This is a genomic window from Myxococcus sp. CA056, from assembly GCF_013336715.1.
In the GTDB taxonomy this organism is placed as follows: domain Bacteria; phylum Myxococcota; class Myxococcia; order Myxococcales; family Myxococcaceae; genus Myxococcus; species Myxococcus llanfairpwllgwyngyllgogerychwyrndrobwllllantysiliogogogochensis.
Map to the genome: position 1 here is coordinate 126,051 of NZ_JABUMT010000001.1, position 12,423 is coordinate 138,473.

A 12,423-nucleotide genomic window follows, 5' to 3' on the forward strand; every position below is an offset into this window, starting at 1 on the left:
TCGGCCAGGAGATTGGCGTGCGCCGCCAGGACACCCGTCACGACTTCACCTAACTTCCCAGAAGCCCCTGCCCCCGTCCGGAGGACGTCATGCTCAAGCCCCAGGTCGCCGCCCTCTTCGATGATTACTACTCGTCGCATCAGCACCCCATCAACCGGCTGACTCACAAGGTCGCCATCCCCGTCATCGTGCTGCACATCATCGCGATGATGGACTGGGTGAAGCTCGTGGCCGTTCCCGTGCTGCCCGGTGGTGTGTTGACGCTGGGCATGGTGGCGCTGGCGCTGACGGCCATCTGGTACCTGCGCGCGGACGTGAAGCTGGGCCTCGTGGTGGTGGCGTTCATGGCGGCCTGTTTCCCCATCGGCCGGCTGATGCCCACGTGGAGCGTGGTGGCCATCGCCGTGTTCGGCTGGCTCATCCAGTTGGCGGGCCATGCCGTCTGGGAGAAGAAGTCCCCGTCGTTCCTCACCAACCTGGTCCACGCGCTGGTGGGTCCGCTGTTCTTCGTCGCGGTCCTCTTCGGCGACTACGTCATCAAGCCCCAACCCCAGGCCGGCGCCCCGGCGCGCGCCTGAGCACCGCTGTCCCCACGCCCCCCATGAGCTTCGCCGACAAGCTGCGCGTCTGGATGCCCCTGCACGAGAACCGCGTCAGCCGCGCGGTTCACTTCCTGGGCGCGTACATGTTCATCTTCGCCCTGCTCGTGCCGCTCGGCCTCGTGCGGTTCTCCGTGGGTGGCACGGAGCTGTCGGCGGCGCATGTGCTGGTCGCCGCCGTGGCGCTCTACGCCGTCTCGCTGGAGTGGACGGCGGGCATCCTCATGAGCCTGCCGCTCATTCCCACGCTGAACGCCGCGCTGGGAGTGGGCCACCTGCCGGGCCCCACCGTCGCCATCGTCGCCGTCTCCGTCATGGTGGTGCGCTTCGCGCTCGTCGTCGGCGCGCACATCGTCCTCGAGAAGAAGACCCACGGCCTGTCCCTCGGCGGCCCACTGCTCTTCTTCATCGAGCCCGTCTACCTGCTCACCCTCGTCCTCTTCGGGATGGGGCTGAAGCGCGGACTGCACGCCCGCGTCACGGCGGGCGGACCTCAGCCAGCGACGCTCACGGCGTGAAGCACCACCGCCGGGGCGGCACCTCGCCGGCCTCGGCACCGCGTCGCACGACGCGAAGCACCCAACGACGGAACGGCGTGTCTCTGGCCTCGGCACCGCGTCGCACGACGTGAAGCACCCAACGACGGAGCGGCGTGTCGCCGGCCTCGGCACCGCGTCGCACGACGTGAAGCACCCAACGACGGAGCGGCGTATTCGCCAGCCTCGGCACCGCGTCGAGCGAAGTGAAGCCCGCCACGACCGGAGCGGCGTGTCGCCAGCCTCGTGCTACGTGAACACACGCGACTGGCGCCGCTGCGTCGTCCGCTATGAGCCGCTCGCGATGCGCGCGGGAGGCGGCGGAACCTCGACGGGCGCACCCGATACGTGGCCGTGCAGCGCATGCACCACCACCGCCTCGCGGCGTCCCTTCACGTGAGTCTCGCCCAGCCGCCTGCCGGTGAAGTCTCCTCCTCCTCGCAGCCAGGTGCTCTCGCTCACCAGGATATCCACGCCGTGCACCTTGGTGAGCCCTTCCACCCGTGAAGCCAGGTTCACCGCGTCACCAATGACGGTGTACTCGTGCTGCTCCGCGCCCCCGAGCATGCCCGCCGCCACCACCCCCGTGTGCAGCCCAATCCCGATGCGCAGCGGTGACAGGCCCTGCAACGCCCGACGCGCGTTGAGTTCGCCCAGCTTCTCGCGCATGTCCAGCGCCGCGCGCATGGCCCGCTCCGCGTGGTCCTCGCTCGAGTCCGGCACACCCCAGCACGCGAGCATCCCGTCCCCCAGGAACTTGTTCACGATGCCCCCTCGCGTCATCACGATGTGGGTCATCTGGCCGAAGTACTCGTCGAGCAACTCCAGCACCTCCCTCGGAGGGAGCGTCTCGCTCAACATCGTGAAGTCGCGGATGTCACTGAAGAGGATGGTGACCTCGCGCTGCACGGGCTGGAGCGACGTGTCCCCCGACTGCATCACCCGCTCCACCACCTGCTTCGGCAGGAAGCGCGAAAGCCCATCACGGCGCCGCAGCCGGAGGAACATGCTCCCCACCTCCGCGTTCGTCATCGCGATGAGCAGCCCCAGCGTCACGTAGCAGAAGACGACGAAGCTGGTGCTGGACCAGGTGCCGTGCCCGGACATGCCCGCGACGAGCGCATAGCCCACCGACGACAGTGTCGTGGACAGCAGCACATGCAGCCACGAGAAGCGCGCCACGGAGAAGACCAGCACCATGCCCATGCTCGCGCCCAGCATCCCGGCGTCGAACTGGCCCGTGCGCGCCCATGCATGCCACCCCATGAAGGCGAAGAAGCTGGTGTCCGCCACCGTGGTGGGAACCGGCAGCCACCGCGCATGACGCAGGTGCGGACGCTGTCGGCGCAGCACGAGCAGCGCGACGACGGAGAACAGCCCGTACAACACGATGGCCAGCACGCGCTGGAAGTCGTGCGGCGGAAGCGGCTCCCCGGTGACGTGGGCGATGCCGCCCTGGCTCAGCGACAGCAACGCCATCAGCGCGAGCCGAACCCAGGCCACCCGCCGCTCGCCCCGGAGCGAGCTCTCCGCCAGCACCAACTCCTCGTTGGCGCGGCTCAACGCGAAGCGGGCCACCGCGGTGTCCCTGCCTGGCACGAGGACCTCGTCGCTTCGGCCCATGAATGCGAGTCCCTTTCCTTCCGCTTCAAGGCCAGGGGCTCGCGCTCCCGGTCCACCCGTCGTCACGTCGGTGCGTCCTCCCCCACACCCGACGGGCCCGAGGACTCGCCGCGAAAGCGCGGCTCACCCATGGTGCCTCAAGTTGGAAAGCCCAGCGAGCCCTGGCGTCGGACGGCGGCTTGCTGTTGAAGTCGCCGCCTTGACGCGGGGCCTCGAGACACTCACCTCGCCCCGCTGGAGAACACCCCGTGGTCCGCCTCTTCGCCCCCATTCCGGAACCCGCGCCCGCCGAAGTGGCGCTGACGGGTGACCGCCGCCACTACGTCGTTCATGTCCTGCGGCTGGGCGTGGGCGATGCGCTGGAGGTCTTCGACGGCAAGGGGCGCTCCTTCGACGGACAGGTGACGGGCGTGGACGCGGAAGCCGTGCGCGTGCGGCTGGGCACCATGCGGCAGGCTCCCGCGCGCCGCGCCGTGAGCGTGCTCCAGGGGCTCCCCAAGGGCGACAAGCTGGAGTGGGTGCTGCAAAAGGGCACGGAGCTGGGCGCCGCCGCGTTTCTTCCCGTGGACACCGTGCGCAGCGTGGTGAAGCTGGAGCCCCGTCGGGCCCAGGAGCGCACCGCGCGGTGGACGAAAATCGTGGAGGAGGCCGCCAGGCAGTGTCGCCGCGACGACGTGCCCACCGTGGACGTCCCTCGCACGCTCACCGAGGCCGCGAAAACGCTGGCCCCGGGCACGGTGGTGCTGGTGCTGGACGAGGAGGAGTCCGCGGTGCCACTGGGCGAGGCCTTCCGAGCGTCGGGCGCTGGCACGCCGGTGGCACTCGTGGTGGGCCCCGAGGGCGGACTGGCGCGCGAGGAAGTGGAGGCGCTGAAGGCGCTCGGCGCCCGGCCCGTCACGCTGGGCTCGCGCATCCTCCGCACGGAGACGGCCGCCCTGGCCGCCCTGGCGGTGATGATGCACCTCGACGGTGAGCTTGGTTAGCAGGGGGTCAGTCGAGCGCCCGTTCCACACGGGTTCCCACCTTCGGTTGCCGGTTCCTACGTTTGTGCCGTCTGGGACCTCTCGGGTCCCCACAAACAGGAGAAGGGTTCATGGGGATCATCGCATTCATCATCATCGGCCTCATCGCGGGCCTCATCGCTCGCGCCATCCTCCCCGGCAAGCAGAGCATGGGCCTGCTGGCGACGACGCTGCTGGGCATGGTGGGCTCGCTGCTCGGCGGTTTGATTGGGTCCCTCTTCACGCGGGATGGCCGCCTCTTCGATTTGCGCCCGTCAGGCATCATCATGTCGGTGCTAGGTGCCATCGTCGTGCTCCTGATTGTCGGGGCAGTGGGACGGCGCCGCGTCCACGCCTAGCGTGAGGCGCTCCACACTTGCCGTTCCCCAGGGGACAGGTGGGCGCCTGCGTTGACGAGCCCCTGACGGTTCCTCGACCAAGGGACCTCGGGGGCTCGCCACTTTTCTTGCTCCTCGCGTGCGGACGTCTTTTCATGGCACCCGCCGTAGTCAGCCCGGAGGAGTCCGTTGTCCAAGTGCATGAAGTGCGGTGCCATGCTGCCGCCCGTCGGAGAGTGCTCAGCCTGCGCCACCGCCAAAGCTCGTCCGCCCGCGGTGCCCGCGGTGCCGAGCCTGCTGGACCGTGACCTCCGCATCGACCGCCGAGCCGGCGAGCGCGACGAGGCGCCCACCCTCAGGGACGCCGATTTCGTTCCGCCCTCGCCGCCGCCGTCCGTGGCGCCCCTCGCCGGCCCGCTCCCGCCTCCCGCCGCGCCCCGTGCCGCCGCGCCTCAGCAGCAGCCAGGCGTCAAGCGCCCCACGCCTCCGGGCATGACGCCCGCCGCCCGGCCCGCGCCCGCCCACCCGGCTGTCGCCGCGCCTCGCGCCGCACCTCCTCCGCCCGCCGCCCAGCCCTCGTGGGCACAGGGTGGTGGCGCGTTCGCCGCGGATGTGCCGCCCCCGCCTCCTCCGGCGCAGCCCTCCATGTCCCCCCTGACGCCCGCGTACGGCACGCCGCCGGCGGCGCGCGCACTGGCGGCGCACCCCCTGCCTGGCGTGGCCTCTCCGGCCCCCGGCCTGCCTCGGACGGCGGCTCCGGCTCCCGCGCCGGGCCTGCCTCGGATGGAGTCGGCGGCCCCCGCGCCGGGCCTGCCTCGGATGGAGTCGGCGGCCCCCGCCCCGGGCCTTCCCCGGATGGAGTCCCCGGCCGCGGCCCCCGTCAGCCTTCCTCCGCTGGAGTCCGTGGATACCCTGCCAGGGCTTCCCGTGATGGCGGAGAGCGCGCCTCGCACGGAGAAGCCGCGTCCCCCGTCGGTCCGGACTGCGTCTCAGCCGGGTGTCGCGGAAGTGCATGCCCGTCCCGCGTCGCTGTGGCGCCGGCTGCTCTCGTTCACCATCGACACGGCGGCCATCGCTGGCGTGGCGGCGCTCTACATCACCCTCGCCTCGTCGGTGACGGGGACGAAGGCGCCCGTGGCCGGGCTGACGGGCCTGGACGGCTTCGTCGCGTGGCTGCGCGCGCTGCACACGGTGTTGCTGCCGGGCTTTTTCCTGGTGCTGATCCTGGCGCTCGTGTACTGCGCGGTGGCGGCCTTTCTCTGGAATGGACGCACGCTGGGCCGGCTGCTCCTGGGCCTCCGCCTGGTGGACACGCATGGACTGGCGCCCGCTCCGGGTCGGGCCATCGTGCGGGCGCTGCTCGCCAGCGTCTCCTTCGTCCTGTTCCTGGGCGGATTCTGGATGGCGCTCTTTGATCGCCGCGGACAGACGCTCCATGACAAGCTGACGTCCACTTTCGTCGTTCAACCCAGCTGATTCACCGCTTCATTGTGCCTTGCGGCCGCGGCCGTAAGATGCCGCGCCTACATGCCCGCCCGCCTCGCCCAGCTTCTCGTCTCCCGCACGCTCCTTTCCCAGGAGAAGGCGGGAGAGTTGTTGCGAATACAGCAGGCTCAGGGCGGGCACCTGGACACGGTGTTGCTGGAGCAGGGCCTGGTGAGCGAGACGGATGTGCTCGCGCTGCTCGGGGACGTCGCCGGCTTCAGACCGGTGAACCTGGTCGACTTCGAGCCGAACGCCGAGGTCGCCTCCTTCATCCCGCCGAAAATCGCCGAGCGGCTCAGCGTGGTGCCGCTCTCCCTGGATGGGCAGACGCTGCACGTCGCCTGCGCGTATCCGGTGCCGAAGAAGGAGCTCGACGAGGTCGGCTTCCTGTTGGGCAGGCCGCTCGAGCTGTGGGTGGCCGCCGAGGTGCGAATCCGCGAGTGGATTTCCACCATCTACCGCCAGCCCCTGGCGCCGCGCTTCGTCCAGCTCGTCGCCGCGCTGGACCCCGAGAAGCAGCTTCCCGTCACGCCCCCGCCGCCTCCTCCGCCGGATGAGTCCCTCACGGTGGAGATGGTGGAGCGGCTGGCCCGCTCGGTGGCGAGAGAGCCCCTGACCACCGAGGCGAGGCCCACGCCGAAGGCGCCGCCCGCGTCCCAGCGGCCTCCGCCGCCTCCTCCGCCCGACACGGCGGCCGCACCGCCTCCCGCGTTCGTCCGGGCGCCCCTGCGCCTGAACATGCCCGCGGCCGAGCACCCCGCCACGGCGACGCCGTCGAGGCCCGACACACGTCCGGCCCAGCCCCCCGTCCTCACCGCGACGCCCCCCATGGGCGCACCGACCCGGCCATCCGTCGGTGCACCGGCCCAGCCCCCCGTCCTCACCGCGACGCCGCCTGCCGGAGCACCGGGGCCGCGAGGAGCCCCGGCGACGGCCCCTGTCGCGCCGCCGACCCGAACCACGGAGACCACGCCCTCGACGCGTGTCGCCCCTACCGCGACACCAGCGGCCCCGTCCGTCGCGGCGCCTCCGCCCGCGCGTCCCGCTGACAGCGCGCAGTCCGCGTCTCGTCCCGCTGACGGCGCGCAGCCCGCCTCTCGTCCCGCTGACAGCGCACAGCCCGCCTCTCGTCCCGCTGACAGCGCGAAGCCCGCCTCTCGTCCCGCCGACGGCGCGCAGCCTGGTTCGCGTCTCGCCGATGGCGCGCAGCCTGCCTCTCGTCCCGCTGACGTCGCGCAGTTCGCGACGCGCCCCGCTGACACCTCGCAGCCCTCGACCCGTCCCGCGACGGCGCCGCCCACTGGCGCGCAGCCCGCTGCCCGCCCGGCGACGAATCCCGCTGGAGCGCAGACGGGAGCCCCGCAGGTGTGGCCCCCGGCGCCGCCCGCGCAGCCCGGTACGTCGCCCCAGGTCTGGCCTCCGGGCCCTCCCGCGCAGCAGTCCGCGGCCGACGCGCTTCCGCCGCCCACGCTCCGCTTCGGCTCTCCGCTGTCGGGAACGCGTCCGGACGCCCCCGTTCCGCTCCAGCCGCCGCGCTCGAATGAGCCCGCGTTCATCGTCTTCCCCAACCCGGGCAAGCCGTCCGCTCCGGCGCAGGCGCGTCCTCGTCAGGCCGAGCCGGAAGCACGGCCGCCCGCCTCGCCCTCCAGCCAGGACGTTCCGGACTGGACGCTGGCCCAGGCGCGCGCGGCGCTGAAGGAGTCCACCAAGGACCGCGACCGGCTGATGGACGTGGCGCTGCGCTTCGGCCGGCGCACGTTCGACTATGTGGCGGCCTTCGCCGTGCTGCGTGGCGCGGCGGTGGGCTGGGACGGTCGTGGCGAGGGCATGACGGGTGAAGGGCTCGCCCAGGTGTCCGTGCCGCTCGACGCGAGCAGCGTCTTCCGCACCGTGGCCGTGACGCGGGGAAGCTACGCGGGCCCGTTGCCTCCGGACGCGCTCACCCGACACTACCTGGAGCTGTTCGGTCGGCAGACGCCGCGCACCGTGTTCCTGTACCCGGTGGAGGTGAAGGGTCGGCTGGTGGCCATCCTCTACGGGGATTGCGGCCAGAAGCCGATGAGCCAGCGCCGGCTGTCGGACTACATCCTGTTCTGCCAGGACCTGTCCTCGGCCTTCCAGGAGCTCATCCTGTTCCGCAAGCAGCGCGTCACCGCGGAGCCGCGCGCGCCGGAAGAGGACATCTCCATCGACGTGGACGTGCCGGTCGCCGCCGCTCCGGTTCCCGCGCCCGCGGTGGTGGCGGGACTGGGCTGGGGCCCCTTCTTCGGCCGAGGCACCTCCGGCACCATGGGCCGCGCCGCCGCGTTGCCGCCGCGCGCGCAGTCGCAAGAGGAGCGCCCGCCTCCGGACTTCGCGCCGCTGCTGCGCCGACTCACCGGCCCGGACGCCGCGCAGCGCTCCAACGCGATGGTGGAGCTGGCGCGCTCGCCCGAGGCCAGCGCCCGCGTGCTCGCCCAGCACTTCCCTGGCCCCACTGCCTGGAGCCGGCTGCCCGTCGTCGAGCTGCCCGAGGCGGACGAGCTGGGACCGATTCCCGCCGCGCTGTCGCGCCTGGGGCGTCCGGCGGCGCAGGCCCTGTCGCCGCTGCTGGATTCGCAGGACGCGGACACGCGCTACTTCGCGCTGCTCACGGCGGGCAACCTGCCCTACGTGGAGCTGGTGGATGGCGTGCTGCGCGGGCTGTTCGACCTGGAGCCGGACATCTCTAGCGCCGCGCGAGTGGCCGCCGCCGCGCTCAAGCAGTTGCCCCGCCTGGACGCGGCGCTGCGTGAGCTGCGCCAGGAGCTCACCAGCCGGGACATGATGCGTCGTGCGCTGGCCGCGAGGGCGCTGGGCAGCCTGCATGACCGCGAGGCCGTCGAGGGCCTCATCCAGCTCACGAGCAGCGACGACGAGATGTGCGCCCAGGCCGCGGCGGAGGCGCTGCGTGAAGTGACGCGCATGCCGCTGGGCCTCAGCCCGAAGCAGTGGGCGACGTGGTGGCTGGAGAACCGCAGCCGCCGCCGCGCGGACTGGCTCATCACCGCGCTGCGCCACCGTGAACTCGACGTGCGCCTTGCCGCCATCGAGGAGCTGAGCCGCGCGCTCAACGACACGCTCGGCTACTACGCGGACGCCCCCGAGGCGGAGCGCGAGGTGGCCGTGCGGCGCTGGGAAGCCTCGGCGGTGGACCCGGCCAACGCGCGCCGGCTCGGCATGCTCTGAGAGTGCCTGACAAAACAGGCAGGGAGACCGGAGGAGCGAGAGCTGCTCAACGGTCCTCGCTCGCCCACCGCGCGCGGAGGTTGGCGACCATGTTCAAGGCATCGGCATCAGAGGCGGACTGGGCCATGGACTCGGCTCTTGCCAGGCACGAACGCGCGCTGTCCGCTTGACCTGACCGCCAGCGGACGTCCGCCAGGGCGAGCAGCAGGAGTGGCTCTCCTTCCGCGGTAGCAACTGCTTCTTCGTAGTAGAGCGCTGCCTGCGAAAGCCTTCCGACTTCCTCGCAGAGGAGGCCCGCTGTTCGAGCCAGAATGGATGCATTGGCGGGCCTTTCCTTGTCCGGCCGAGTCCGAGCCAGCGCGGATTCCAGGCAAGCGATGGCCTCGGCCGTCCTGCCTGCCTGGGCGAGAGCGGACGCGGTACGAAGGGGGTTCTCGTCATTCACCATGACATTCTCCTCATCAACACGGGCATCGAGTGGGGAGCCCTGCCGCAGGACGTGCTCGGCGTCTCGGGCATGACGTGTGGGCGCGGGCTCCGCGACTGGGAGCCAGGACGTGCTCGGGTGGCCCCGCACCCGTGACGAACACGGAATCGACTCGGAGCCAGGACGCCTGCCCGCTCCGAGCCGACCGCCATCCCGGACTATGCTGACGTCCGTGACACGGGCACGAGACAGAGCGTCATGACGAGCGGGATGTGGATCAGCATCATCGCCTGCGCCGGGCAGCTCGCGCTCGCGGGACTGGCGCTCGCGCGCGTGGGGCGCAGCCCGTTGGCGCTGCCCCTGTCCCTGCTGTCCATCGCGCTCTCCACCTGGAATTTCACCGGCTTCGCGCTCGAGCGTTCGGGCGAGCCGGGATGGAGGCTGGTGGGCTTCGCCGCCGCGCTGATGACGGTGCCGTGTACCCTGCACTTCGCCCTCGCCTTCGTGGGACGACGTCGCCGCTCGGCCTGGGCCATGTTCGGCACCTACGCCATCTTCGGCGCCCTGGCGATGACGATGCTCGCGTCGCTGGGGGCGCCCTCGCTGGCGGCGCGGCTGTTGACGTTGCGCTTCGGCATCTTCGTCACCGTGCTGGTGGCACCGCCCCTCAGTGCCGGCTTCGCGCTGCTCGGCTTCCACCTGCGCGAAGCACGTCACTCCGACGAGCGGGCCCGCGCGGGGCTGATGGTGCTCGGCCTGACGCTGGTGGTGGCCCTGCTGCTGACGGAGCTCGCGGTGGAGCTGGGCCTGCGGCAGGTGCCTCGCCTGGGCAGCCTGGGCACCCTCCTGGGTCTGCCGGTGATGGCCACGGCGTCGCTGCGCTTCGGACTCTTCGGTCGAGACCAGGGAGAAGGCGCTCCGCGCATGGCCTTGCACGCGGCGGCCCTCGCGGGCGTGGGCGTGTTGGCGTACCTCACCGTCTTCCGCCTCTTCGCCGCGCAGGTCGGCGCCCTCGTCGTGTTCACCACGGCCATCACCTTCGCGCTGCTGGCCGCCACGCGCCGAGGTGTCACCGCGTTCGTCACGCGCGCCGAGCGCATGGAGCGCCTGGCCACGCTGGGCCGCTTCTCCGCGCAGATGGCGCACGACTTGAAGAACCCCATCGCCGCGCTGAAGGGCGCCGCGCAGTACCTCAAGGAAGAGCACGCGCGGGGCCAGTCGTGGGCCAGCCACGGTGAGTTCCTGGACCTGATGCTGGAGCAGGTGGAGCGGCTGGGCCGCGTGGTGGACACGTACCAGCGGCTGGCACGCGTGGAGCCCCTCCCCCACCCCGTGGACCTGGGGCGACTGGTGGAGGGCGTCCTGTCGCTCCAGGCCTTCGCGAGTCCGGGTCAGGTCTCCATCGTCCGCGAGCTGGAGGCGGGCCTGCCGCCCTGCTCGGGAGACGCCGACCTGCTGGCCAACGCCGTGGAGAACCTGGTGCGCAACGGCGTCGAGGCCATGCCCGGAGGAGGAACCCTCACGGTGCGCACCCTGCGGGACGGCCCCGGCGTGGCGGTGGAGGTGGAGGACACGGGCGAAGGCATGGACGTGCGCACCCGCGAGCGCGCCTTCGACGACTTCTTCACCACCAAGGCCGCGGGCAGCGGGCTTGGCCTGGCCTTCGTGCGGCGGGTGGTGGAGGCACATGGCGGCACGGTGAGTCTGACAAGCCGCGAGGGGCACGGTACGGTGGTGCGCCTGAGCCTGCCGATGGAAGTCCGGCAGGCCGGGAGTGGGACTGAAGGAGAAGCCGCGTGAGCGAGGCGTTGAAGGGGACCGTGCTGCTGGTGGACGACGACCCGGCGGTGGCCAAGGTGCTGGGAGCGCTGCTGTCCCAGGCGGGGCTGACGACGCACGCGGCGCGCGACGGGAAGGAAGCGCTCGCCATGCTGGAGCGCAAGCCCGTGGACGTGGTGGTGAGCGACGTGCGCATGCCGGGCATGGACGGGATGCAGCTGTTGAACGAGGTGGCGAAGGGCTGGCCCGACGTCCCCGTCATCCTGCTCACCGCGCACGGCACCGTGCCGCTGGCGGTGGAGGCGATGAAGGCGGGCGCGGCGGACTTCGTGCTCAAGCCCTTCGACCGGGAAGAGATTCTCTTCACCATCCGCAAGGCGCTGCTGCGAGCGCAGGGCGAGGCGGCGCACGAGCCGCTGCGGACTCCCAGCGCCTTCGTCGGTGGCAGCCAGAAGATGGCGGAGGCCCAGGCCCTGCTGGCGAAGGCAGCCACGGGCATGGCCACCGTGCTGCTGCGGGGCGAGTCGGGCACGGGCAAGGAGCTGGCGGCGAAGGCGGTGCATGACGGCAGTCCGCGACATGCGGGCCCCTTCGTGAAGCTGCACTGCGCGGCGCTCCCGGACACGCTGCTGGAGAGCGAGCTGTTCGGCTACGAGAAGGGTGCCTTCACAGGGGCGGCCACGCGCAAGCCGGGCCGCGTGGAGCTGGCCCACGGGGGCACGCTGTTCCTGGACGAAGTGGGAGACATCTCGCCCGCCGTGCAGGTGAAGCTGCTGCGAGTCATCCAGGAGCGCGAGCTGGAGCGACTGGGCGGCACGCAGACGGTGAAGGTGGACGTTCGCTTCGTGGCCGCCACGCACCAGCCGCTCGAGGACCTGGTGAAGGCGGGGCGCTTCCGCGAGGACCTCTTCTACCGACTCAACGTGGTGCCGCTCTGGCTGCCCGCCCTGCGCGAGCGGCCCGAGGACATCGAACCCCTGGCGCGACACTTCCTGGACGTCCATGCGCGGACGAACGGGAAGCCGCCCTTCACGCTCACCGCCGACGGGCTCGCGGTGATTCAGGCCCAGTCCTGGCCGGGCAACGTGCGCCAGCTCCAGAACTTCCTGGAGCGACTGGTGGTGCTCTCGGATGGACAGACGCTGACAGGTGAAGACGTCTCGCGCGAGCTGGCTCGCCAGCCCGGACTCTCCGCCCCCGTCCTCACGCCATCCCAGGGCACCACGGCCCTGCCCGCGACTTCGAGCGCGCAGCCCGCGGGCGCCGAGTCTGGACGCACGCTGGAGTCCCAGCGCAAGGACACGGAGCGACAGGCCATGGTGGATGCGCTGAAGCGCGCGGGAGACAACCGCACGCTGGCGGCGCGGCTGCTCGGCATCAGCCGCCGGACGCTCTACAACAAGCTGGAGGAGCACGGGCTGGTGTAGC

At 71.5% G+C, this 12,423-nt stretch carries 10 protein-coding genes; 8 read left to right on the forward strand and 2 right to left on the reverse strand.

The window, feature by feature from the left end; all coding sequences use genetic code 11:
• Window positions 1-89 precede the first annotated feature (89 nt).
• Together HUA76_RS00520 and HUA76_RS00525 are read left to right on the forward strand one after the other, a co-directional pair.
• A complete protein-coding gene (locus tag HUA76_RS00520) occupies window positions 90-578 on the forward strand; it encodes a DUF962 domain-containing protein (protein WP_174459691.1) in 489 nt (162 codons plus the stop codon).
• A 23-nt stretch (window positions 579-601) separates the two neighbouring features.
• Entirely contained in the window at window positions 602-1,117 is a 516-nt protein-coding gene (locus tag HUA76_RS00525) for an Mpo1-like protein (protein WP_141649277.1), read from the forward strand.
• A gap of 306 nt (window positions 1,118-1,423) precedes the next feature.
• Here the strand turns inward: HUA76_RS00525 and HUA76_RS00530 are convergent, their stop codons facing one another.
• A complete protein-coding gene (locus HUA76_RS00530) occupies window positions 1,424-2,758 on the reverse strand; it encodes an adenylate/guanylate cyclase domain-containing protein (protein WP_174454619.1) in 1,335 nt (444 codons plus the stop codon).
• A 248-nt stretch (window positions 2,759-3,006) separates the two neighbouring features.
• On the opposite strand from HUA76_RS00530, the gene HUA76_RS00535 reads away from it, so the two are divergent.
• From HUA76_RS00535 to HUA76_RS00550, 4 genes are all read left to right on the forward strand, one after another.
• Window positions 3,007-3,741: a 16S rRNA (uracil(1498)-N(3))-methyltransferase gene (locus HUA76_RS00535; RefSeq protein ID WP_174459692.1), complete on the forward strand. Its 735-nt coding sequence runs from the start codon at window positions 3,007-3,009 to the stop codon at window positions 3,739-3,741.
• Window positions 3,742-3,851: 110 nt separating this feature from the next.
• Window positions 3,852-4,118: a GlsB/YeaQ/YmgE family stress response membrane protein gene (locus tag HUA76_RS00540; RefSeq protein WP_141649274.1), complete on the forward strand. Its 267-nt coding sequence runs from the start codon at window positions 3,852-3,854 to the stop codon at window positions 4,116-4,118.
• Between the two features lie 195 nt (window positions 4,119-4,313).
• On the forward strand, window positions 4,314-5,573 hold the full coding sequence (locus HUA76_RS00545) for an RDD family protein (RefSeq protein ID WP_254613954.1): 1,260 nt from the start codon (window positions 4,314-4,316) through the stop codon (window positions 5,571-5,573).
• Between the two features lie 51 nt (window positions 5,574-5,624).
• A complete protein-coding gene (locus HUA76_RS00550) occupies window positions 5,625-8,789 on the forward strand; it encodes a FrgA protein (RefSeq protein WP_174459693.1) in 3,165 nt (1,054 codons plus the stop codon).
• A 46-nt stretch (window positions 8,790-8,835) separates the two neighbouring features.
• On the opposite strand, the gene HUA76_RS00555 is transcribed toward HUA76_RS00550, so the two are convergent.
• Entirely contained in the window at window positions 8,836-9,237 is a 402-nt protein-coding gene (locus HUA76_RS00555; RefSeq protein ID WP_174459694.1) for a tetratricopeptide repeat protein, read from the reverse strand.
• Between the two features lie 237 nt (window positions 9,238-9,474).
• On the opposite strand from HUA76_RS00555, the gene HUA76_RS00560 reads away from it, so the two are divergent.
• Together HUA76_RS00560 and HUA76_RS00565 are read left to right on the forward strand one after the other, a co-directional pair.
• Window positions 9,475-11,016 carry a nitrogen regulation protein NR(II) gene (locus HUA76_RS00560; RefSeq protein WP_174459695.1) on the forward strand — a complete coding sequence of 514 codons (1,542 nt, stop codon included), beginning with the start codon at window positions 9,475-9,477 and terminating at the stop codon, window positions 11,014-11,016.
• The gene (locus HUA76_RS00565; protein WP_174459696.1) at window positions 11,013-12,422 is read left to right on the forward strand and encodes a sigma-54 dependent transcriptional regulator; all 1,410 of its coding nucleotides are present in this window, start codon (window positions 11,013-11,015) and stop codon (window positions 12,420-12,422) included. The genes HUA76_RS00560 and HUA76_RS00565 overlap by 4 nt, the downstream gene beginning before the upstream one ends.
• Window position 12,423 lies beyond the last annotated feature (1 nt).